This is a genomic window from Pseudarthrobacter sp. H2 (assembly GCF_050157045.1).
Lineage (GTDB): Bacteria > Actinomycetota > Actinomycetes > Actinomycetales > Micrococcaceae > Arthrobacter.
In genome coordinates this window covers 1,360,206-1,381,270 of sequence record NZ_CP189594.1, presented here as the reverse complement: position 1 = coordinate 1,381,270, position 21,065 = coordinate 1,360,206, and the positions used below count along the sequence as shown (strand labels likewise).

At 66.4% G+C, this 21,065-nt stretch carries 21 protein-coding genes and 2 pseudogenes; 11 read left to right on the top strand and 12 right to left on the bottom strand.

Annotated features, from left to right (window positions below):
• Positions 1–34: 34 nt before the first annotated feature.
• The 3 genes from ACQCSZ_RS06540 to ACQCSZ_RS06530 are packed head-to-tail and all read right to left on the bottom strand — an operon-like array spanning position 35 to position 2,834.
• Positions 35–1,114 (bottom strand): L-idonate 5-dehydrogenase, encoded by a 1,080-nt coding sequence (locus ACQCSZ_RS06540; RefSeq protein ID WP_427007243.1) that lies wholly within the window; start codon positions 1,112–1,114, stop codon positions 35–37.
• Positions 1,114–1,884, bottom strand: coding sequence for an SDR family oxidoreductase (locus ACQCSZ_RS06535; RefSeq protein ID WP_427007242.1), 771 nt, complete (start codon positions 1,882–1,884; stop codon positions 1,114–1,116). Before ACQCSZ_RS06535 ends, ACQCSZ_RS06540 begins: the two co-directional genes overlap by 1 nt.
• Complete coding sequence (locus ACQCSZ_RS06530; protein WP_427007241.1) at positions 1,881–2,834, bottom strand: NAD(P)-dependent oxidoreductase; 954 nt, start codon at positions 2,832–2,834, stop codon at positions 1,881–1,883. Before ACQCSZ_RS06530 ends, ACQCSZ_RS06535 begins: the two co-directional genes overlap by 4 nt.
• A 74-nt stretch (positions 2,835–2,908) precedes the next feature.
• Between ACQCSZ_RS06530 and ACQCSZ_RS06525 the strand changes: the two genes are divergently transcribed.
• A complete protein-coding gene (locus ACQCSZ_RS06525; protein ID WP_427007240.1) occupies positions 2,909–3,973 on the top strand; it encodes a D-2-hydroxyacid dehydrogenase in 1,065 nt (354 codons plus the stop codon).
• Positions 3,974–4,120: 147 nt separating this feature from the next.
• Here the strand turns inward: ACQCSZ_RS06525 and ACQCSZ_RS06520 are convergent.
• A pseudogene (locus tag ACQCSZ_RS06520) lies at positions 4,121–4,431 on the bottom strand (transposase); the annotation flags it as partial.
• 163 nt (positions 4,432–4,594) lie between these two features.
• Here ACQCSZ_RS06520 and ACQCSZ_RS06515 point away from each other — a divergent pair.
• From ACQCSZ_RS06515 to ACQCSZ_RS06470, 10 genes are all read left to right on the top strand, one after another.
• Positions 4,595–5,815, top strand: coding sequence for a tyrosine-type recombinase/integrase (locus ACQCSZ_RS06515; protein WP_427007239.1), 1,221 nt, complete (start codon positions 4,595–4,597; stop codon positions 5,813–5,815).
• Positions 5,808–6,557, top strand: a complete 750-nt coding sequence (locus tag ACQCSZ_RS06510; protein ID WP_427007238.1) for a tyrosine-type recombinase/integrase — start codon at positions 5,808–5,810, stop codon at positions 6,555–6,557. Before ACQCSZ_RS06515 ends, ACQCSZ_RS06510 begins: the two co-directional genes overlap by 8 nt.
• A gap of 95 nt (positions 6,558–6,652) precedes the next feature.
• Complete coding sequence (locus ACQCSZ_RS06505; RefSeq protein ID WP_427004859.1) at positions 6,653–8,110, top strand: tyrosine-type recombinase/integrase; 1,458 nt, start codon at positions 6,653–6,655, stop codon at positions 8,108–8,110.
• A complete protein-coding gene (locus tag ACQCSZ_RS06500; RefSeq protein ID WP_427004860.1) occupies positions 8,110–9,834 on the top strand; it encodes a hypothetical protein in 1,725 nt (574 codons plus the stop codon). Before ACQCSZ_RS06505 ends, ACQCSZ_RS06500 begins: the two co-directional genes overlap by 1 nt.
• Positions 9,831–10,283, top strand: coding sequence for a hypothetical protein (locus tag ACQCSZ_RS06495; protein WP_427007237.1), 453 nt, complete (start codon positions 9,831–9,833; stop codon positions 10,281–10,283). Before ACQCSZ_RS06500 ends, ACQCSZ_RS06495 begins: the two co-directional genes overlap by 4 nt.
• Positions 10,284–10,440: 157 nt before the next feature.
• The gene (locus ACQCSZ_RS06490) at positions 10,441–11,340 is read left to right on the top strand and encodes a hypothetical protein (protein WP_427007236.1); all 900 of its coding nucleotides are present in this window, start codon (positions 10,441–10,443) and stop codon (positions 11,338–11,340) included.
• Between the two features lie 8 nt (positions 11,341–11,348).
• Positions 11,349–12,032, top strand: a complete 684-nt coding sequence (locus ACQCSZ_RS06485) for a hypothetical protein (RefSeq protein WP_427004862.1) — start codon at positions 11,349–11,351, stop codon at positions 12,030–12,032.
• On the top strand, positions 12,029–12,493 hold the full coding sequence (locus ACQCSZ_RS06480; protein ID WP_427004863.1) for a hypothetical protein: 465 nt from the start codon (positions 12,029–12,031) through the stop codon (positions 12,491–12,493). Before ACQCSZ_RS06485 ends, ACQCSZ_RS06480 begins: the two co-directional genes overlap by 4 nt.
• A gap of 219 nt (positions 12,494–12,712) precedes the next feature.
• Positions 12,713–12,895 carry a hypothetical protein gene (locus tag ACQCSZ_RS06475; protein WP_427007235.1) on the top strand — a complete coding sequence of 61 codons (183 nt, stop codon included), beginning with the start codon at positions 12,713–12,715 and terminating at the stop codon, positions 12,893–12,895.
• A complete protein-coding gene (locus ACQCSZ_RS06470) occupies positions 12,892–13,845 on the top strand; it encodes a tyrosine-type recombinase/integrase (RefSeq protein ID WP_427007234.1) in 954 nt (317 codons plus the stop codon). The genes ACQCSZ_RS06475 and ACQCSZ_RS06470 overlap by 4 nt, the downstream gene beginning before the upstream one ends.
• A 36-nt stretch (positions 13,846–13,881) precedes the next feature.
• Here the strand turns inward: ACQCSZ_RS06470 and ACQCSZ_RS06465 are convergent.
• The 8 genes and pseudogenes from ACQCSZ_RS06465 to ACQCSZ_RS06430 all read right to left on the bottom strand — a co-directional run.
• Positions 13,882–14,979 (bottom strand): annotated as a pseudogene (locus ACQCSZ_RS06465) (IS1380 family transposase); the annotation flags it as partial.
• 325 nt (positions 14,980–15,304) lie between these two features.
• A complete protein-coding gene (locus ACQCSZ_RS06460; protein WP_427007233.1) occupies positions 15,305–16,654 on the bottom strand; it encodes an MFS transporter in 1,350 nt (449 codons plus the stop codon).
• A 170-nt stretch (positions 16,655–16,824) separates the two neighbouring features.
• Positions 16,825–17,622 carry an IclR family transcriptional regulator gene (locus tag ACQCSZ_RS06455; RefSeq protein WP_427007232.1) on the bottom strand — a complete coding sequence of 266 codons (798 nt, stop codon included), beginning with the start codon at positions 17,620–17,622 and terminating at the stop codon, positions 16,825–16,827.
• Between the two features lie 174 nt (positions 17,623–17,796).
• Positions 17,797–18,627 (bottom strand): fumarylacetoacetate hydrolase family protein, encoded by an 831-nt coding sequence (locus ACQCSZ_RS06450; RefSeq protein ID WP_427007231.1) that lies wholly within the window; start codon positions 18,625–18,627, stop codon positions 17,797–17,799.
• 276 nt (positions 18,628–18,903) lie between these two features.
• Entirely contained in the window at positions 18,904–19,194 is a 291-nt protein-coding gene (locus tag ACQCSZ_RS06445) for a hypothetical protein (RefSeq protein WP_427007230.1), read from the bottom strand.
• 338 nt (positions 19,195–19,532) lie between these two features.
• The gene (locus ACQCSZ_RS06440; protein WP_427007229.1) at positions 19,533–20,225 is read right to left on the bottom strand and encodes a class I SAM-dependent methyltransferase; all 693 of its coding nucleotides are present in this window, start codon (positions 20,223–20,225) and stop codon (positions 19,533–19,535) included.
• Between the two features lie 65 nt (positions 20,226–20,290).
• Positions 20,291–20,716, bottom strand: a complete 426-nt coding sequence (locus tag ACQCSZ_RS06435) for a DUF302 domain-containing protein (RefSeq protein WP_427007228.1) — start codon at positions 20,714–20,716, stop codon at positions 20,291–20,293.
• 33 nt (positions 20,717–20,749) lie between these two features.
• A complete protein-coding gene (locus ACQCSZ_RS06430) occupies positions 20,750–21,007 on the bottom strand; it encodes a metal-sensitive transcriptional regulator (RefSeq protein ID WP_426975770.1) in 258 nt (85 codons plus the stop codon).
• Between the last annotated feature and the right edge of the window lie 58 nt (positions 21,008–21,065).

The following is a 21,065-nucleotide window of genomic DNA, read 5'->3' as shown; positions in this document are numbered from 1 at the left end:
GGCCCGCGGCGAGCGGCCCGCGGCCCCGACAGGGCTACGGCGCCGCTTGCCCGTCCGGGGCCGCCCTGAAGTCCAGCAGCACCTTTCCGGACCCGGCGGAGTTTTTGGCCACCTCGAAGGCCTCCAGTCCGCGGTCCAACGGGAAGGTGTGGGTGACCACCGGGTCCACGGACAGCGATCCGTCGGCCAGTGCGGCAATGACGTCATCGATCTCGTCGTTGAAGCGGAAAGAGCCCAGCAGCTCCAGTTCGCGGGTAATCGCCAGCGAGATCAGGACCGGCTGCGGGCCCGACGGCAGGAGCCCCACCATCACCACCCTGCCGCCGCGCACCGCACCCTTGATCGCCGAGGCCAGGCCCTGGTGGCTGCCGGAGGACTCGATGACGACGTCCGCCTCCACGGCCGCGATGGCGTCTGCGTCATCGCCCTTGAGGACCTCGTCAGCGCCCACGGCGCGGGCTATCTCCAGTGGTTTCGCATGCATGTCCACGGCCACGATCCGCTGCGCACCGGCGCGTTTGAGGACAGCCACCGCCAACGCGCCGATGGGACCGCTGCCGACCACCAGGGCCGTCTTCCCCGCCACGTCGCCCGCACGCGAGACCGCGTGCCAGGCGACGCTCGCCGGTTCCACCAGGGCGGCGGTCCGTAGCGGAAGGCCCGGGGGCAGGGGCCGGAGCATCCGGGCCGGCAGGGTGGCATACCGGCTGAAGGCCCCGTCGGTGTGCGGGAAGCGCGCGGCACTGCCCAGGTAGGTGCAGCCCGGTGACAGGTTCGGGCGGTCCTCCGGATACCGCGCCGCGCCCGGGCCCGACGTGGCGGGATGCACGGCTACAGCGGTGCCGGCCGCGGGCCCCGTTCCGTCCTCCGCCGCCACGAGCACTGTTCCCACGATCTCGTGGCCCAGGACCATGGGCGCCTTGAGGACCGATTCGCCCGCGGCGCCGTGCAGCCAGTAGTGCAGGTCCGAGCCGCAGATCCCCCCGTACGCCACTTCGACAACGGCCTCATCGGACGCCGGTGCGGGCACCGGGATGTCCTCGATCCGCAGGTCCCCGGCCGCGTGGGCCACCACCGCGGCCGCCGCGGCCGGAAGTACTGTTGCGCCGCCCATCAGACCACCACCGTCATTCCGCCGTCGATGAAGATGGTCTGGCCGTTGACGAAATCCGAGCCGTCGGACGCGAGCCACACCGCCGGGCCGGCCAGGTCCTGCACGGTCCCCCACCGGTGCGCCGGGGTCCGGCCCAGGATCCAGGAATTGAAGTCCTCGTCGTCCACGAGGTTCTGCGTCATTTCGGTGTGGATGTAGCCGGGGGCAATGCCGTTGATCTGCAGGCCGGACCCGGCCCATTCCGCCGTCATGGCCCGGGTCAGGTTCCGGAGTCCGCCCTTGGCCGCAACGTAGGGGGCAATCGTGGGCCGGGCGAGGTCCGTCTGGACGGAGCAGATGTTGATGATCTTGCCCCTGCCGCGCGGGATCATGTGCCGCGCTGCCGCACGGCCCACGAGGAACGCGCTGGTCAGGTCCGTGGAGATCACCCGTTCCCAGTCCGCGACGTCCAGTTCCAGCATGGGCACGCGGTGCTGGATGCCGGCGTTGTTCACCAGGATTTCCAGCGGTCCCACGTGCTCCTCCACCCACGCCACGCCGCGGGCCGCCTCGGCGTCCTTGGTGACGTCGAAGGCGCAGCTGTGGACCCGGCCGGCCGGATAATCGGCCGCCATGGCGGCTTCGGCGGCCTTCAGCCGTTCCGCGTTGATGCCGTTGAGCACCACCGTGGCGCCGGCGTCGGCCAGGGCCCGCGCCAGAGCGTTGCCGATGCCGCGGCTGGAGCCGGTGACCAGCGCGGTCCGGCCCGTCAGGTCAAAAAGTGCGCTCATGGTTCGTTGATCCTCACTCGGTCCTGGCTGCTGTCTTGCCGCTGAACGGCTGTGGTGTCACTGAGATTCGAGATTGTCTGCCGGACGACGGCGAGGTCCCGGTCGCCCAGTCCCTGGCGCTTGAGTTCCGCATAGAGTTCGACGCCGGCGGCCGCCATCGGCACGGCGGCCTCCACGGCGGCGGCGCTTTCGAGCACAAAGGACAGGTCCTTGTGCATGAATTTGGCCGGGCCCGTGGGCTCGTAGTCCTTGGCGGCAAGCCGTGGCCCGACGAAGTCCAGGACCCTGCTGCCGGCCAGGCCGCCCGCGAGCACCTCATAGAGGGCCGCGACGTCCATGCCCGAGCGTTCGGCGAGCTCCGCGGCTTCGGCGAGCGCCGCCGTCGTGGTTCCCACGATGAGCTGGTTGCATGCCTTGGCGAGCGATCCCGAGCCCAGCGGTCCCAGCCGCCGCACCGTGCTGCCCATGGCGCTGAACAGCGGCAGCAGCCGCTGGAAGTCCTCTTCGCTTGCGCCGGCCATGATGGCCAGGGTCCCTTCCACGGCACCTTTCGTGCCGCCGCTCACGGGAGCATCGACGACGACGGCGTTTCCGCCGCTCGCCCGGGCCACCCGCGCCCCGAATTCCTTCACCGCGGCCGGCGAGACGCTGCTCATGACCACCACGGCGGTCCCGGCGGCCGGCGGCTTTGCGGACCAGCTGGCCAGGAGTGCCGCGGCCGAGTCCTCAATGTAGGAGAGATCCGGGAGCATGAAGATGATGGCCGGCTGGTCGCGCAGGCCTTCCACCCCGGCCACGCGTCCGCCTCCGAGGGCTTCGAACGCATCAAGTGCTGCCGGTGAGCGGTTCCAGGCGGTGACGGCCCAACCCGCCTTGAGGAGGTTTGCCGCCATCGGCGCACCCATGAACCCCAGGCCCACAAAGCCGGCTTCTTTCCGGTCCAAATCCATGTTGCCTCACTTCTTTATGGTTGGTTCAGTGGTTAATCTTCGAAATCTGTTCAATATCCTAACCTCCATTCAGTATGATGAACACCATGACGTATGAAACCACCGTCGCGATCGCCGTCCCGCTCGAAGCAGAGTTTGTGGAGCGCATCCGCGCCGTAGATCCTTCCGTTACCGTCCTTTACGACCCGGAACTGTTGCCGCCGGAACGCTTTCCCGCGGACCACTCGGGAGATCCGGACTTCCGCCGGACGCCGGAGCAGGAGGAGCGCTACTGGGACATGCTGAATAAGGCCCAGGTCCTGTACGGGTTCCCCAACGAAAGCCCGGCGGGCCTCGCCCGGATCGCCGGCAGCAATCCCCGCCTTGAGTGGATCCATGCCATGGCCGCCGGCGCCGGCGGTGCCGTGAAGGCGTCCGGGCTGGATGCCGCGGCGCTGCAGAAGTTCCAGGTGACCACCTCTGCCGGCGTCCACGCCCTGCCGCTCGCAGAGTTCGCCGCCCTCGGAATCCTCAACGGCTTCAAGCGCAGCGCGGAACTGGCACAGGACCAGGCGGCCAGGATCTGGCCCGAGCTCCGCACGCCCACGCGCCTGGTCAGCGGCTCCCGCCTCGTGATCACCGGGCTGGGCGAGATCGGGCTCGAGACCGCACGGATCGCCCGCGCGCTGGGCATGAGGGTCAGCGGCACCAAGCGTTCCGTCGAAGCGATCGAGGGGATCGACGAAGTCGCGGACAACGACGGCCTCGCCGGTCTGCTGGCCGCGGCGGACGCCGTCGTCAATACGCTGCCTGGCACGAGGTACACCGAAAAGCTCTTCAACCGCGAAGTATTCGCTGCCATGAAGCCCGGAACCGTGTTCGTGAACGTGGGCCGCGGCACCGTGGTGGACGAGGAGGCCCTGCTGGAGGCGCTGGAGAACGGCCAGGTTGCCTACGCGTGCCTCGACGTGTTCGCCGTGGAGCCCCTCCCCCAGGACAGCCCGCTGTGGAACCACCCCAAGGTGATGGTGTCCCCGCACACCTCGGCCCTCAGCGCCGCCGAAAACCGCCTGATCTCGGAGCGCTTCTGCAGTAACCTGCGGACGTTCCTGGACGGCGGCGAACTCCCCCACCTCGTGGACACGGTCCACTTCTACTAAGCCTTGATCCACCGATCCGCCTGGGTGGATGGTCTGTATCCGGTTTCGGCTCGTTGTGCGGCCTGAGGGTATGCCGGGGTGCCGGGCCTCGCTGCCCTGGGTGTTCCACGGGTTTCCTGGTTGCGCCGTGCGGCTGGGTGGACGGGTTCAGGCGGCTTGCGGCGGCGGGTAGAGCTGGTCGAACAGGTCCTGCCATGATGTTTGCCAGGGCCAGGCTTCGGGGAGGTGAAGACGGATGCGTCGGGCGCTGGTGGCGATGCGGGCCGGGACGTGGATGAGTTTGCGGCGGATCGTGCCGGTACGGGCCTTGCCGAAGGGCCCGGAGGCGAGGATCCCGGCGGCGCGGGTGAGGTTGTAGGCCATGACCGCGGCAACGAGCCATGCCGAGTTCGCGGCAAAAACGCTGGAGGGCAGGTGCGCCAGCGCACTGTCCTTCAGTCTGCATTGACCTGCTCGATATTATGCAGACGTCTGCATAATATCGATTATCTTGATGTCCGGATTATGCCGATGTTTCCCTGAAACTGCTGGTCAGCGTCGTGTTGGTGGCGAATACTTCGGCATAACTAGAGCGAGGAGGTCCACGCTTGTCCTTTCCGATTGCGTGGAAGGACTGGACTCATGAGCCATCCGTCAAAGGTCGTCATTGTCGGCCCGCTGGCCGTCTTGCGGGAGCAACTGACAACGGAATTTGTTCGACTCGGCTATGCCCCGTCGACAGTTGCCCGCCAGCTCCAACTCTTGGCCCATTTGTCGCGGTGGATGACCGCGCGAGGGGTCGGCGCAGGGGAACTTTCGTGGGCGGACATCGCCTTTTTCTGTTCGGACTACGGCCTGTCCTGCATTCATCGGTGTGCACCGCCGCCGGTAATGATCTTGATGAGTTTGATCCGCCCGGAGGCTGTGCCGTCAAGGGCAGTGCGACCAGGCGCTGTTCTGCCGTCAGAGACGGAAGAATTGTTGGCGTGCTTCGGCGAATATCTTCGCGACGAACGGGGCCTGACGGCAACGACCAGGGCTCTCTACCTGTATCAGCTTCGCTTGTTTGCGCTGTGGTTCGTTGCACGGTTCGGTTCGGATCTGACTGTGATGACGATCGCTGCGGTCGATCAGTTCTATGTTGATCGCGGGGGCATCTGGTCGACGTCATCCGCACGTTCGTCCACGATCGCCCTGCGCGCTCTGGCTCGATGGCTTTTTCTTACTGGCCGATCGACGCTGAATCTGTCGACTGCCATCCTGACTGTTAAGGACACCTCACAGAACGCTTTGCTCAAGGCATTGTCCGGCGCGGACGTTAAGACTCTGCTTTCTGTGAAAATGTCGGTGCGAGACCGAGCGATTCTTCTCGTGCTCACGCGAATGGGACTGCGGGCAAATGAGGTCTCAGGGTTGACCGTCGACGATTTTGATTGGCGCGCCGGAACGGTTCTCATCCACGGCAAGGGTAACGATTCCCAACTCATGCCGGTGCCTGCCGACGTTGGTGAAGCCATCGCCGAATACTTATCCGGACAGCGAAGAACCAAGTCGCCATACCGTGAGGTGTTTCTGGGCGTCTATACCCCGAATTGTCCTTTGAACAGGTCCTCGATCTCGATGGTGGTCACTTACCTGGCCAAACGTGCCGGGATCGTTGGGCGTGTCGGGGCACACCGCCTCCGCCACACCGCGGCGACAGCGGTCCTCGCGGGCGGAGGGACGCTGGAGGAGGTGGGGCAACTTCTTCGTCATCGAAGCACCCACGCGACGATGATCTATGCGAAAACTGACCTCGGCGCGCTGGCTCAACTCGCGCGGCCGTGGCCCGGTTCAACAAGGCAGGACAGTGCTCATGAGTGAGTTGCTTCGCAAAAGCGCTGTCGATTACCTACTCCTGCGCAGTCTGAGGGGATACCAGCCCGGCGATCAAGAATGGTTGATCCGGGAGTATCTGGACTTCCTCGATCTGCAGGGCTTCACAACGATCACGGTGTCCAACGCGTTGGCCTGGGCGTGTTTACCGGTGAATGCCCGATCGCGGTGGCGCACCCAAAGGCTCACGGTCATCCGGCTCTTCGCTGCGCACCTGCGCGCCAGTGCACCTGATGCAGCTGAGCTGATTCCGCCTGGACTGTTGCCAGCTCGGGTGGTGAGGTCTGCTCCCTACCTCTATCGGTTCGACCAAGTGGAAGCGCTCATCCGTGAAGCCATCAATATGCGCCCGGCACTGCAGGGTCAAACGCTGGCGACCATTATCGGGCTGATGGCAGCCACGGGAATGCGCACCGAGGAGGCGCTTGCGCTGAATACGGCAGACGTTGACGCCGGGCAGGGGACGATTCTGGTCCGAGGCAAGGGCGGCAAGCAGCGGTTGTTGCCGGTTCACGATTCGACGATAGCGGCGCTGGCCCGCTACGTCACGAGCAGTCGCGCCTTGACGCCCCACGATGATGCGCTCTTTGTAAGTCCGGCAGGATCGAGGCTGCTCGCCAATACTGTCCAACAAGCTTTCCGACGAGTCGCCACAGCCTGCCATTTGCAGCCGGGTCTGGGGAAGCGGGATCCCCGCCTCCATGACCTCCGGCATATTATCTCTGCTTAGTTCCCGTGTTGCGATAAGCCTTTGAGGTGGGCGCTCCCTCGGTGTCTGGGCTTTGCGTCACGGTGTGTGGTGTTTCTATTGTCAGCTCTGTGATTATGAGTTTCTTCTCGTCGCGGGGCTGGGAGTCCTGGGATATCGAGTACAGGCCGGTGATCCCGGAGGGGATGCCGGTGCTGGTCGATGACGACTTGCTGTTCGAGGACGGTCCGGCTGCACCGCGGCCGGCTGCGGTGGTGAACCGGTGGCTGCGCGAGCTCCCGGTCAGCGGGGCCCCGGCACCGAGTTCATGGGAGAACTACGCGCGGGCGGTGAAGGAGTGGGCGGAGTTCCTCGCCGTGCACGGGATCGCGTTGTTCGACTCGCGGGAGCGGCTGAAGGCCGGGTTGAGCCGGTATGCCGAGCATCGGGCCGCGGGTCCGGTGAAGGGCAGGTTCGCGGCGACGACGTGGGGCCAGCATATGAGCATTCTGTCGCTGTTCTACCGGTGGGCGATCGATGAGGGGTATGCGGCCGCCGAGCCGTTCACCTACCGGTCGGCGCGGGCGTTGTTCGCCGGCACCGGACGGGAGGTGAAGGTGAACCTGGCGGTGCGGCGTACTCCGAAGCCGCACGTGACTATCAAGTACCTGGAGCCGGACTTCATCGAGCTGTTCCGCAACGGCCTGCGCGGGCTGGCACCGGACGGCTCGCCCGACACCGGCTTCGCTGGCCGGGAGATGCCGCGCAACGCCGCGATCGGCGACCTGGCGCTGGCCACCGGGCTGCGGCTGGCCGAGTTCACACACCTGCTGCCCTGGGAGATTCCCGCGCTGCCGCCGACACCGACGACTGTGCCGATCCCGTTCCCGGTGCCGGCCGGGATCACCAAGGGCCGCAAGCCGCGCACCACGTGGACCTCCTACGATGCGCTGGCATCCGTCCACGACTACATGGGCCTGGACCGGGAGGCCGCAACCGCCGGCTCGGCATGGCGTCCGCCGCGACGCTGGGGCGAGCCGCTGCTGGTGAGCGACCCCGACGAGCGGGGCGGCCGGATCAATGGCGTCCGCCGGCCGTGGGCGTCGCTGACACCGGCGGAGCGGCGACGTCTGGTCGCGCCCGGGGGCGGATCGTGCCTGCTGGCGGTCAAGAGCGGCGGCGGCCCGTTCACAGCCTGGGCCACGGTGTTCGAGCGGACCTCGGATCGGATCCGGGCCCGGTTCGAACCCAGGTTCCCCCACGTAAACCCCCATCGGCTTCGCCACAGCTTTGCCATGAGAACCCTCGAGTACCTGGTCAGCGGGCACTACCGGGCTGCCGCACGGCTGGCGAAGGACGCTGACGCCGACGCGGCGCTGGTGTTCTACCTGTCGAAGGCCGACCCGCTGCTGGTGCTGCGCGATCTCCTCGGCCACTCGACTGTCTTGACGACGGAGAAGTACCTCAAGCGCTTGGACACCACACGGATCTACCGGCACGCTTACGAGGCCGCCGGGGCGGAGGCGGGGATCCTCGACGCGGCCGCGGCCGAGCGTGAGTCCGATGCGGAGTTTGACGAGCAGGACCAAGCCTGATGCCCACGATGGTTCTCGATGATCCGCTGGGCGTGGTCTGCGTGTTCAGCGACGGTGACACGGCCGAGTTCTCGCTTGAGGGCCTGCCCAACCCGCGCCTGGCCAGGGACCTGGCGGTCGGCTTGGTGGAGCTGATCCATCCGCACGGCACCGTCGATTCGGCAGGCTCGGTCGTTCACTATGTCCGGGCTCTGCGGCGTATGGTCCTGGCCGTGGCAGAGGGGGGCTTCATCGGCGGTGCCGGTGACCTGCGCCGGGGCCAGTTGGCCAAGTTCTGGATGGCCGGTCCGACCCATCTGGAGGCGCAGACCCGGGCGTTGGTGGAGGGGTTCGCCCGCTCCGGCGGCGTCCTGGGCGAGGGGGTGCTGGAGTTGGCCGCGGGACGCCACTTCAACATCCAGCCGAACCGGCAGGCGTTGCCGCCCTACCCGGAGGCCGAGTGGGACCGGTTGGCCTCGGCATGCCGGACGCTGGTCGAGGAATCCTACGCCGCGCACCGCAGAGCCCTGCTGTCAGTGGCCGCAGGCCGACACCCGGCCGAAGGCGGTTGGACAGCGGAGAACTTCTGTTGGCTGCTGGCCCGCAGCGGCCCGATCAGCACGCCGGGCTTCGCCGCCGCGCTGGGCGTCACCTACGACGCTTTCCGCAGCCGCGGCGGCACTGTCCTGTTCCACCAGGCCGTACAGGCCGCGTTCCCGCACCTTGATGCACTCATCGCCTACCGACTGCTGTTCGGCGTCTACTCCGGGATCGTCCCGGACGGTATCGCGGACCTGGGCGTCGGGGATGTCGACTGGGCCGGTGACTCCACGGTGCTGCTGTCCTATGTCAAAGGCCGGACTTCGACGGAGAGCCTGAACCTGCCGCGGGCCGCGGTGCGGCTGCTGGAGCAGTGGCTCTCACACTCGGCGTTGCTGCGGGGCCTGGTTCCCGCCGCCGAGCGCGACAGGCTCTGGCTGGGAATGAGCCTGGTCGGCAATGCCCGCCTGGTCCGGGATGTTGACCGCGTCGCTATCCAGCGCTGGGTCCGCCGCCGGGAGGTCTTCGGCTCGGACGGGCAGCCGTTGAAGATCCACCGGTCGCGGATCCGCACCACCTACCACGCGGTGCGTGACAAGAGCACCTGGAGCGGCAGCGCCCGGGCCACGATCGATCCCAACCACACCCCGTCGGTCGAAGGCGACCACTACCTGACCGCCACGACGCCGGCGCAGCGGCACCTGGTCGAGACGATCGTGGAGGATGCCCAGCACGACATCCTGCGCCGTGCTCACCCGCCCACGGTGATCACCGAGGAGGACGCGGCTGCGCTGGCCAGGGACTACCCGCAGCTGATGGCCGGGCTCGGCCTGGGCGACGCCGCGATTTCCGAACTGGTCGGCGGAGCCCGGGACGTGTTCACCGCAGCCTGCGGCGACCAGCTCTCCGGGCTGCACGGCCCGGCGGGCAAACCGTGCCCGGCCCGTCCCTGGGTCTGCCTGCTCTGTCCGCTGGCGGTGTTCGCCCCGCGCCACGCGGCGAACCTGCTGCGCCTAAAGGCATTCTTCTCCCGCCAGTGGCAGCAGATGCCCGCCGCCCAGTTCATGGCCGTTTTCGGCCCCTATGCCGTCCGGATCAGCCAGGTGCTGGACCGCTTCGACCCCGCGGTCGTGGCCGCCGCGGCAATCGCCGTGGCCGGCGCCGACGAGGAGATCCCGCTACGTCCCGAGGAGCGCACCACATGAGATCCGCCGTTTCCCCCATCCAGGCCGATGACCGCCGGGCCGCCCCGTTCACCGGCTCCGACATCTGCGGCGAGGCCGGCTTGACACTCCCGCCCGACACCTACCGTCCGGTGTTCGAGGAGGACCTCTGGGACTTCACCGACGTCGTCGGCCTCCCGGTCGACATGGCTCTGGCCAACCGGCGCTTTGACTTCGCCGCGATCACCGATCCGCGATGGCGCATGGTCGCCAAGGAACTCGTCCTGGCACTGCTGGCCCCGCGGCACGAGGCCGTCGCGCTGCTGCCACGGGCCTACCGCACGCCGCTGCACCTGCGCAGCTGCAACGGACGCCTGAAGGAAATCACCAGGTTCTTCGCCTGGCTCGCCCAGCGCGGGCTGCCCAGCCTGGAACACTTGGAGACCGCCGACTGCGAGGCACCTGGGGCATCGGCGCTACATCGTCGATGACGAAGGCGTCGTCGTCGGAGAGCAGAGCCACGGCATCCGACGCACCGCCGCCCAAGTCATCGTCGATCTGGTCAACTACCGGGAGCTGTTCACCGCCGACCGCGTCCGGACAGACCTGCGGCCCTGGGGCGGGGCCACGGCTTCGGCGGTCGCCGAGATGCCCTCGGGCCGGACAGGGAACGCCACAGAGCCGGTCCCCGACCACGTCCTGCAGCCGATACTCGCCGCGGCCCTGCACTTGGTCGGCGTGCTCGGCCCGCACGTGATCGAACTGCAACAGCAAGTACGCGCCGTCGACCGCGTCTCCTCGCTCAAGGCAGCCGGCCTGCGCCACAGCTCCCCGTCCTTCCCCGAGGACATCAAGGCCGTGCTGGCCCAGTACACATCCGCCGGCACGGGGCTCCCGATGATGGAAGACCACGACATCGCCGCCCGGATCGCCGACGGCTGGGCGGCCGAGGACCCGCTGCTGCCACTGGCCACCGGAGCGCTGGCCAGGACGGCCGGTTATAGCCAGTTCTGGGCCCGGTGGATCCCGACCATGCGGGGGCCACTGGAGCAGGCGGTGGCGTCGGTGGGGGTTGAGAAGGTGTTCGGACGCGACGCGGCCGACACCCCGGCCGCCGACGGCTCCGGCACGCTTCCCTGGACACTCCCGCTGCACCGGTCCCAGGCCGTCGCGCTGATCGGAACCGTCCGCACCGCTTCGATCATCGTCCTGGCCGCGGTCTCCGGGATGCGCGCCTCCGAGCTGATGGCCCTGCGCGTCGGCTGCCGCCGCCCGGTCGAGGAACCCATCCCCGGCCTGCACCGCTTCCGGATCGCCAGCAAGATCGTCAAGGTCAGCCCCTGGGCGGCACCGACGACGAGTGGATCGTCATCGAACCGGCCTACCGGGCGGTCGAGCTCGCCGAACGGCTGCACGAGGACGCCCACGACGGGGCGCCGCTGTTCGGGCGCTTCGCCTTCTCGGTCCGCTACGCCTGGTTCCGGGCCTGGGTCAACTCCCCGGCCGGGGCACGGATCGGCCTGGACCCGATCCCGGAAGGCCGGGTGAACCTCAGAATGCTCAGGCGGACACTGTCCTTGGAGATGGCCTACCGGCCCGGCGGCGTCCTCGCCACCAAGATCCACCTGAAACACATCGCCGTCGCCACAACGGAGGGCTACAGCTCTCGCCCCGGCGGCGCCCAAGCCATGCTGTTAGCCGAGGTCAACAAGAATGAAGCCGACCGGAACCTGGAGCTGGTCCTGGCCGAGTTCCGAAACTACCAGCAGGGCATCCTGCCGGCAGGACCCGGCGCCCGGGCCCTGACAGAGTTCTTCGCCAGCATCGACGGCACCCCTAATGAGGGCTCCGCCCCGGCGCCGACGATCCAGCGCAACGACCGCGACATCCTCAACCTGTTGAGCAAGCGGGCGAAGGTGCTGCACCTGGGGCCGGCGAACTACTGCTGGTTCACCGACCCCTCCCGGGCGCTCTGCCTGAAGCTGGCCGGCACCCCTGCCGCGACGCGGCCGCTAGCCGGAATGTGTGACTCGGCCCGTTGCCCGCAGGCCACCCACCACCTGGCCCACCGCCCGGTATGGGCCGAGCACGCCGCAAGCACCAAGGCGTTCCTCGGCCAGCTCGGCAAGACCCGCACCGCCGAACGCACACGTCTGAGCGGCGACTACGACCGGGCCCTGCGCGTCATCGCCGAGATCGACGTCGCTTCGTCCCAGATCACGAAGGAGGACGACGCGTGAGGATTACTGCCGCGGCCCGCACCGAGAACGAGATGCGCATCCGCGCCGCCATGGACCGCCTGCTGCGCGGCGAGATCCCGCCCGGCGGGAACTGCGACATCAAGACCCTGGCCCGCGAATCCGGCGTCGACCGAACCGCCTTCTACGGCAGCCGCCCCTACGCCCACCTGCGCGCCGAGTTCGAGGACCGACTCAAGCGCCTTCAGGACACCGGGACCACCCCCGACCCGAAGATCGCGCAGGTCGATCGACTCAAGACTGAGAACGCCAAGCTCAGGGACCGTCTCACACAGGCGGAACAGGCCATCGCAGAACTCGGCGACTTCCGCGGCAAGACCCTGGCCCGTCTGGCCGCGCAGCACGAGGAGATCATCCGACTCCGCGCCGTCGCCGACACATCGAGCCGCGTCGCCCGTCTCCCGGTACGCCGAGCGAAGACCCCATCGATCGGACCATGCTGAGCTGCCCAGCCGACCCGACAGCATCTGCGCGACAGCGACTCCGCGCCACACGGGTACTCACAACGCGTCCGCAATGTGATCTCTGTCATGGCGTCAGCGGTCGAATGCAACACGCTGGACGATCCACGTCACCATCACATCGTCCTTAACGAACCCGGACCAATGACCACACAAACCCGACCGCACACGGCCTCTGCGGACACAAGCCACACATTCGCGGTGAACACCTTGATCGATGCCCACAGGAGTGGTTCCGGCATCGACGCACGCATCGCCGCACTGGCCACCTACCTCGGCCACGGCAGTCCGATCCATACCTATTGGTATCTCTCAGCCAGCCCGGAACTGCTCCACCTGGTCAGCGACCGAATTGAAAAGCACGTTCAGGGAGACCGACCATGAGTACGTTCACCGTGACGCTGCAGGCCTTCTTCACAACATTCCTGGTGGGCCAGAAAGCGGCCAGCCAACACACCATCGCCGCTTACCGGGATGCCTTCAGAATGCTCCTCCTTTACTTGCACGACACGACCGGAACGACGCCTGACACGGTCGAGTTCACCGACCTGAACGCTGAAGCGATCGCTGGATTCCTGACATATTTGGAGGCCGTTCGAAAGAACACGGTCCGGACCCGCAACGCTCGTCTGGCTGCCGTTCATGCGTTCTTCGCCTACGCCGCTTACCAGCATCCCGAACACGCTGACGTGATTGCGCGGGTCCTGGCCATAAAGTCCAAGAAGACCACCACGACGGTGCTCACCTATCTCACCGACCCGGAAGCCGACGCTTTACTCAGGGCGCCCGACCAAACCACCACGACCGGTCGGCGCGATCAGGCGATCATTCTGGTTTTCCTCACAACGGGTCTGCGCGTGAGCGAGCTGACCGCACTGACCACGCAGGACCTGCAGCTGAGCAAACCAGCACACCTCCTCTGCCACGGCAAAGGCCGCAAGGACCGCATCACGCCACTCAACAAGCAGACCACGATCGCCTTGCGGGAATGGGTCGCCCGAAGGCCCGATGCGCACCCGCAAGACCCGATATTCACGGCGCAAGGAAGCGCACGGGCGATTGGCCGCGACGCGATCGCAGCACGTCTTCGCGTTCACTGCGCTGCTGCAGCCATACTCTGCCCGAGCCTGGTCAACAAAACCGTTACCCCGCACACGCTGCGCCACACTACCGCAGGCCTACCTTCACGCCGACCTCGGCATGAAGGAGCGTGCGATGGCTCGAATCGCCCCACTCGGATCCAACGGGCCTCGATTCATCCCGAAAGATCACATGCTCACGTTCCTCGAGGCTCTCTAGTTATGCCGAAGTATTCGCCACCAACACGACGCTGACCAGCAGTTTCAGGGAAACATCGGCATAATCCGGACATCAAGATAATCGATAATGGCGTGTTTCCGGTGGGTCTTGTCCGCCGCGACGGTGTCCAGGACCCCGGCGTCCACGGTGGTGAAGAACCCGTGGTGCCGGTGAGTTTGGAACAGGGTTTCCTGCCCCTCGTCGGCTTTGCGGTTCAGTTCCGGGATGCGGCGCACGACCAGGCGGCCGGTGATCTGCTCGTCCTTTTTGCGGGAGCTGAACGCGGTGAACACGGTCTCGGCGACCTCGGCCTTCGAGACCCAGGTGTTGGTGGTCTCGTCGAAGACCGCGTCGGTGTATTCGATTGTTTCCCACGCCGTCTCCGGGATCCCGGCGATGGCGCGTTTGACGGCCGGGTCCATGCGCGCGGTCACCGAGACCTCCGCCCCGCCGGCCAGCGCTGCGGACACCGCGGCATGGCCGTAGAAGGCCGAATCGAAACGGCAGAGCACCCGCCCGCCGGTGTGGACGCGCTTGAGCGTGGACAGGGCGTCGGTGATCAGGCGTTTGGCTCCGCGGGCCGAGTTCGCCGCGCCCTTGCGCAGCCGCTGGGCGGCGACCACGGGGGCGGTGTCCTTGGTGGAGACCGTGGCCAGCAGGGCGTTCAGCCCGCGGACTCCCGAGTATCCGTAGCCGGAGCCCTGCTTGGCGTAGCCGTGGACCTCGATGATCGTGTCATCGACATCGACGAACACGAAGTCCTCCACCCCGGGACGCCCGAGCAGCGGGGCCCGGGTCCCCAGGTTGGCCAGGAAACGGGACGCGACAGCGTCCAGTTGCCGCACGTGACCGAACGTGAAGGACCGAAGAAACGAACCCAGCGTCGAGGGCGCGTAGCAGGCCTTGAAAAGCCGCTTCATTCCGCCGTGGCGCAGCAGGGCCATGTCATCGATGCTGTCCGCGCCGGCGACCATCCCGGCGACCAGGGACGCGACCTTCAGCCCGGCGTTCGCACCCTTGTCCGTCGGGACCGACAGCCATTCATCGGCCAACTCATGCAGCCCGGCGTCCCGGGCCAACGTCATGACCGGCAACAGCCCTGCCGCCGACACGAGATTCGGCTCGTCAAAGGAAACTGACACCGCGGACGGTTTATGGGAAACTTCCACTTACGAGATGCCTCTCTTTTCGGTGGTCAAAGGGTTCTAGACAAGCTCCATTTTCCTTGAAAAGACGGGCATTCTCGGTTTAAACCGCCGTCGGCGCCCCGACCAACATCGGTGGATCAAGGCTAAGTCCGCGGCCCGTTCCGCACCACATAACAGGCGGCCTCTCCGGAAACGGAGGGGCCGCCTTTGCGTTGGCGTGCTGTAGCGCCAGGCATTCGGCGCGTCAGGAGGCACCGTCCACGTCACGGAAAAGCCGCGGCCCCTTCCTTGGTGGAAGGAGCCGCGGCCGGAGATGCGGCGGACGGCGCCGCGAAGGTGGGAGCGGCTAGCTCGCGTCCTCCGTGAGGACGAGGTCGCGTCCCACTGTCTCGGGGGTGAAGAACGTGGTGACAAACGAGATGAGGGCAAGCACCAAGGAGTAGATGCCGAGCACCAGCCAGGAGTGGCCCGTGGCCGCCAGGAGCGCGGCACCCACCAGGGGAACAAGTCCGCCGGCCATGACGGCAGAGAGCTCGCGGCTCATGGCCACGCCGGTGAACCGGTACTGCGAGCCGAAGAGTTCGGGCAGGAGCGGGCACTGCGGGCCGAGCATGGACTGGACGCCGAGGGCGATGCCCACCACCATGACTACCCAGACGAGTGTCACATTGCCCAGTGTCACCAGATAGAACGCCGGCAGGGCGATGATCGCCTGGAAGAGCGCACCATAGCGGTAGACGGGGACACGGCCGAACCGGTCGGACAATGCACCGAAGGTGACCACCATGACCGCGGCGAAGCCGGCGGCGATGAGGAGGCCCACCGGGCCGATGAACTTGTCGCCCGGGAAGACCCCGTCCTTTGCGGCCAGGAAGGCGATGAGCAGGGCCGAATAGATCGAGGAATTCCCGTTCTCACCCATCCGCAGGCCAATGCCGATCAGCACGTTCTTCTTTGAGTGCTTCCAGAGCTGGCCGATGGGGTTCTTGACCACGCTCTTGTGCTTCTCCAGCTCCTGGAACACCGGGGTTTCCTTCAGCCGTAGCCGGATGAAGATGGCCACCGCAATCAGGATCACGCTGGACAGGAACGGCACCCGCCAGAGCCAGCCCTCCAGGGTGGCCTTGTCTGCCATGGCAATCAGGGCAAAGGTTCCGGCCCCGAGCAGGGTGCCCAGCTGGATACCGACGAACGGCAGCGAGGCGAAGAAACCACGACGGCGGCGCGGAGCGACTTCGGAAATCAGCGTGGTGGCGCCCGCCTGTTCCGCACCGGCTCCCAGGCCCTGGAAAATGCGCAGGGTCACCAGCAGAACGGCGCCCAGCATGCCGGCCTGTTCAAACGTGGGCAGCAGGCCTATGGCGAAGCTTGCGGTTCCCATCAGGCCGATCGTGAGGATGAGGACCATTTTGCGGCCGAACCTGTCGCCGATATAGCCGAAGACCAGTCCGCCGAAAGGCCTGGCGGCGAAACCGACGCCGTAGGTGGCAAACGATGCGATCAGGGCTCCGTCTTCGCCGAGCGGCTTGAAGAAGAGCGGGCCGAAGATCAGGGCCGAAGCCAGGCCATAGATGTAGAAGTCGTAGTACTCCAGAGCGGAGCCCACGGAGCTGGCAAGAGTTGCCCTTCGCAGCTGGTCCGGATCGACGACCGCGTCGTCCGCATCAGCAAGCGGTGTATTAGTACTGGTTGTCACAAGCACTCCCTCAAGAACACTCCAGACCCCCGTTGGCCTGGTGGGATAGGAACAACGCCCTGAGACGCTGATCACTATGTTGAACAGCGTACAACATAGTGATCAGTTAGCCAATCTAAAATCAGACTTAGATTTCCGGTCACCCGAGCGGCTGAACGACGGCGCCGGCTCTACCCCATGGGATTGCCCAGGGACCGGGCCAGTTCCTTCAGCTCCTTCACCATCTGGGCGCCCTGCTCCTCCGAGTAGGTGGCCTTCAGGGCGGTGACCGACAGGCCAAGGCTGGGTCCGTGCGCGCCGCGCGTGGGGACCGAGACGGCCAGGCACACGACTCCCGTCGTTGATTCCTCATCCTCGAAGGCATAACCCTGTTCCCGGATGACGGCGAGTTGGGACTTCAGCTCGGCACCGGTCCGGAGCGACTTCGGGGTCAGGACCGGAAGTTCGGCGTCGTCCGGGAACATCTCCGCAATGTCGTGGTCATGCAGCCGGGCCAGCAGCGCCTTGCCCACGGCGCAGAGGGACACCGGCATCTTGTCGCCGATGTTGGAGGTGAGGCGGACTGCGGGGTGGCCTTCATAGCGGGCCAGGTAGATGACGTTGGTGCCGTCCAGCATGGCGATGCGGACGGTTTCGCCGGAAAGCGTCGGAGCCTGCTCACAGAACCGGTAGAACTCCTGGACCTCATCCAGGCGGCTAAGGTACGCGGCGCCGAGCTCAACCAGCTTGCGTCCGAGCGTGAACTCGGCGCCCTGGCGGTTGATGAGCCGGGCCTCCTCGAGGGCAAGCAGGAGATTCGATGTTGAAGACTTCGGAATGCCCAACTCCCTGGCGAGGTCACTCAGCGTGAGGCGCCCGGTCGCGGAGGCGGCCAGGGCCTCCAGCACAGCAGCGGCGCGGGTCACCGCCGGTGCGGGTGAGGCACTCCCCAGTCCGTCGGAGGTGCGGGGAACTCGGGAATCGGCCATGATTCTCCTTCAGGTATCGCGCGTTTGTCGCCGGCGCCACTCACTCGAATGCTGTTCAGTCAGTTGAACAGTAACCATCATAATGTCTGGCGCCGGAAATCTCGCCCTGAGGTTGGCCGCCTCCCCACGCCAATTTCCACAGGTCGGGCCAGGGACGAGCTGCCGCGAACACCGTCAGGCTGCGGCCACGACCGGATTTGTCAGCTCGCCGATGCCCTCGATGTGGCACGTGACGGTGTCGCCGGGAACGATCCGCGCACACTCTGCGGGGAAGCCCGTGAGCACCAGATCCCCGGGGTGGAGCGTCATGAAGGACGTCAGGTACACCAGGATTTCCTCCACGCCCCAGCCGAGATCAGCGGAGCTGGCCGCCTTGAGCTCGGTTCCGTTGTGGTTGATTCCGATCGACAGGTTGTCGTCATTCAGAGCCGTGACGATCCACGGCCCCACGGGAGTGAACGTGTCCTGGCTCTTGGCGCTGATCCACAGTTCGTCGGATTTCTGCAAGTCCCTGGCGGAGACGTCGTTTCCGATAGTGAAACCCAGAATTGCGGCCCGTGCGGTGTCGAGCGTGAGTCCGCGGACCCTGCTCCCGACGACGATCGTCAGTTCTGCTTCCGGGTCGACATGGCCCACGCCGGGCCGCAGTTCTATCGCGTCTCCCGGACCGACCACGCTGGTCGCGGCCTTGTGGAACGCCTGCGGAGGGAGGGCGCGGCCCGCCTGGCCCGTGTTGTGCGCCATACCGAGCACGTTGGCCGGGACGCTTGGCGCCAGGAAGGTGAACGAGCCTTCTTCCACAATGGCGCCGCTTTGCCAGCCATCGCGGGGTTCGCTGCCGGGATTGGCCAGGGATCCAGGGAACGGCGTGGTGACCACCATCCATGCCTTTCCGGCTTCACTGTCGAAGTCCGGGGCGTCGTTGGCGACGAAAAAGTGCTCGGCCTCCGAAACATGGGAGAGGGGACGGACTCGGGCAATTCGACGGGCACGCGTGGCGGACATGAAGACATCCTAGGTCCCGGGCCGGGGCGGGGACGGATTGTGTCAGGTCAGGGCGGCGGATCCGAACGCCTGGTTTAACCATCGATTAGGCCAAATACCGGCTGCGAAACAACGTCTGGGCGTTTCACATTTCCTGGCATTCACGGTATATTCGTTCTAAGCCTTCCACCGCGGCATCCCCCAATAGTCGCGGTGGAAGGCTTTTCCAATGCCTGATTGGATCGGGTGCCTGATTGGATCGAGGCCTCCCGCGCTGCAGATTCGCGGCGCCGCCTGCTACGCCGCGTCCGCCACGGCGTCCCGCAGCCGCCAGCCACCACCCAGGCCGTCCCGGATAAGTTCCATGGTGGTCAGGGCCGAACCTCCATTGCGCCCCAGCCTCGCCTGGATCTGCCAGACCTCGACGTCGACACGGCCCAGGCCCTTGGGCATCCGGCGCTCCGCTTCCCACCAGCTCACCCGCTCAAACCAGCGCACCGGCTCGGCGCCGACCGTCCATTCACGGCCGCCGCGGACTACCGCTACCGGCCTGCCGTCGGGGCAGGTCCTCACCATGACATGTTCCATGCCTGTCACGGTAGGGTCTGGCTGTGACAATTTTCGGGGCCAACAAAAAACCCCGCCGTGCGGACCGTTCGGCCTGCAGTGACGGGGAAGTGCCGTCTGACCTCAAAAACACCCAAATCGCAGCTTATGTTGCCAGAAAAAAGCAGTAGCGAAAGCAGTAGCAAGGGTACCTAAATCCCTTCGTGCCGATGCGTAACGGCCGAACCCTCATCACTTCGGCTCCTCTGGGGTAAATGACGAGGGCTGAGGAGATTAATCGGCCATCATGATGGGCTGAAGGTGGCTCCGCGACCCACGACGGCTCATGCTGCAAAGCCGCTCGGATCCGACCTATGCTGTCAGCCCGGTATGGTGTGCTCGGGGCTAGTGGCGTAGCCCAGGATGTGGGCGACCGCAGGGGCCAGGGGATGGACCGCGAAGCCGAAGCGCCGGGTGTCCCGGATGGTGAACCCGGCTGCAGCGATAGAACTGAGGGTATCCCGGTTGGGATGGCATCCTCCGGCGATTCGCTGCCATGCCGGGGTGAGCAGGTCTTCGGCCGTGGCGAGCAGGCGATGGGCGGAGCGGACGTGTTCGTAGAAGGCCAGGGTTCCGCCCGGGCGCAGGACGCGGCGGATTTCCGCAAGGGCGTTGGCCTGGTCCGCGACGCTGCACAGGACGAGGCTGGTGACGACGGCATCGACGCTGGCGTCGTTGGCCGGGATCTTCTCGGCCGCCGCGGCGAGGACCGTCACAGGGATCGGGGCCGATGCGGCCCTGTCGAGTGCCCGTTTTCTGAGGTAGTCATCGGGTTCCAGAGCCAGGACCTGGGTGACGGCGGAGGGGTAGAGTTCGAAAGTCGATCCGTCGCCGGCGCCGATCTCGATGACGGTCCCGTGAAGTCCAGCGAGCATGCTCCGCCGGTGTTCGGCGCCTCCGCGCCGGTTCATCCCCTCGACGGCGCGGGCGTAGGCGCGTGCGAATCTGGGATGCTGCAGGCCCGGGAGTGCACCATTGGCGGCCTGGTGCCCGGAGTCGTTGCCGCCATCCATGGTGTCCCCTCTTTCGTCAGGTTTCGTCTGATCTGTCCCGGCCCCCGGCGGCGACCGGGTGTGTTTCAGTTCTCGGAAGTTCCGGCGCCGCTCAGGGCGGCCAGGGCTGCGCGGAGTCTGGCGTCGGCGTCGTTGGCGACGTCCCAGATGGCCGGACTGTCGCTGAGTTGCACCATAGTCTGCGGGTCGATGGCCTGGATGGTGGTGTCAGCGGCGTCCTTGGCACGGCGCACGACGACGTTGCAGGGCAGCAGCGCACCCAGGTCCGGTTCGGCGGCGAGGGCCCGGCTGGCCAGGGCCGGGTTGCAGGCGCCCAGGATCACGTAGTCACCGACCGCATCGGCGGCCTCGGAGCCCAGCTTGGCCTCAAAGGTGGCGCGGACGTCAATTTCGGAGAGGATGCCGAATCCCTGTCCGGCGAGGGCTTCGCGGGCGCGCTGCACCGCTTCCCCCCAGGCCAGCGGGACGGTAACGGTATGGGTGTAGCTCATGACGGCTCCTTGGGGGACGGTTCGGGCTGTGTCTCAGGCGAGGGACAGGAAGAGCTTTTCGAGGTCCTTCTTGTCCATGCTGGGGTCTTCGCTTCTGAGGCACTGCTCCAGTCCGGTGGCGATGATCGCGAATCCTGCCCGGTCCAGCGCCTTCGAAACGGCGGCGAGCTGGGTAACGATGTCCTTGCAGTCCCGGCCTTCCTCCAGCATCCGGGTGACTGCGGCGAGCTGGCCCTGGGCACGCTTGAGCCGGTTCACGACAGGGGTCAGTTCTGATGAATCAAGTTGCATGGAATCTCCAAATCACGGGGTGTCTGTCCCAAATTCTATACCCCCGGGGGTGTGTTGA

Bases quoted from the DNA above. Each gene is read 5' to 3' on its own strand.
- ACQCSZ_RS06540 (WP_427007243.1), bottom strand. From the start codon at position 1,114: ATGGGCGGCGCAACAGTACTTCCGGCCGCGGCGGCCGCGGTGGTGGCC.
- ACQCSZ_RS06535 (WP_427007242.1), bottom strand. From the start codon at position 1,884: ATGAGCGCACTTTTTGACCTGACGGGCCGGACCGCGCTGGTCACCGGC.
- ACQCSZ_RS06530 (WP_427007241.1), bottom strand. From the start codon at position 2,834: ATGGATTTGGACCGGAAAGAAGCCGGCTTTGTGGGCCTGGGGTTCATG.
- ACQCSZ_RS06525 (WP_427007240.1), top strand. From the start codon at position 2,909: ATGATGAACACCATGACGTATGAAACCACCGTCGCGATCGCCGTCCCG.
- ACQCSZ_RS06515 (WP_427007239.1), top strand. From the start codon at position 4,595: ATGAGCCATCCGTCAAAGGTCGTCATTGTCGGCCCGCTGGCCGTCTTG.
- ACQCSZ_RS06510 (WP_427007238.1), top strand. From the start codon at position 5,808: ATGAGTGAGTTGCTTCGCAAAAGCGCTGTCGATTACCTACTCCTGCGC.
- ACQCSZ_RS06505 (WP_427004859.1), top strand. From the start codon at position 6,653: ATGAGTTTCTTCTCGTCGCGGGGCTGGGAGTCCTGGGATATCGAGTAC.
- ACQCSZ_RS06500 (WP_427004860.1), top strand. From the start codon at position 8,110: ATGCCCACGATGGTTCTCGATGATCCGCTGGGCGTGGTCTGCGTGTTC.
- ACQCSZ_RS06495 (WP_427007237.1), top strand. From the start codon at position 9,831: ATGAGATCCGCCGTTTCCCCCATCCAGGCCGATGACCGCCGGGCCGCC.
- ACQCSZ_RS06490 (WP_427007236.1), top strand. From the start codon at position 10,441: ATGCCCTCGGGCCGGACAGGGAACGCCACAGAGCCGGTCCCCGACCAC.
- ACQCSZ_RS06485 (WP_427004862.1), top strand. From the start codon at position 11,349: ATGCTCAGGCGGACACTGTCCTTGGAGATGGCCTACCGGCCCGGCGGC.
- ACQCSZ_RS06470 (WP_427007234.1), top strand. From the start codon at position 12,892: ATGAGTACGTTCACCGTGACGCTGCAGGCCTTCTTCACAACATTCCTG.
- ACQCSZ_RS06455 (WP_427007232.1), bottom strand. From the start codon at position 17,622: ATGGCCGATTCCCGAGTTCCCCGCACCTCCGACGGACTGGGGAGTGCC.
- ACQCSZ_RS06450 (WP_427007231.1), bottom strand. From the start codon at position 18,627: ATGTCCGCCACGCGTGCCCGTCGAATTGCCCGAGTCCGTCCCCTCTCC.
- ACQCSZ_RS06445 (WP_427007230.1), bottom strand. From the start codon at position 19,194: ATGGAACATGTCATGGTGAGGACCTGCCCCGACGGCAGGCCGGTAGCG.
- ACQCSZ_RS06440 (WP_427007229.1), bottom strand. From the start codon at position 20,225: ATGGATGGCGGCAACGACTCCGGGCACCAGGCCGCCAATGGTGCACTC.
- ACQCSZ_RS06435 (WP_427007228.1), bottom strand. From the start codon at position 20,716: ATGAGCTACACCCATACCGTTACCGTCCCGCTGGCCTGGGGGGAAGCG.
- ACQCSZ_RS06430 (WP_426975770.1), bottom strand. From the start codon at position 21,007: ATGCAACTTGATTCATCAGAACTGACCCCTGTCGTGAACCGGCTCAAG.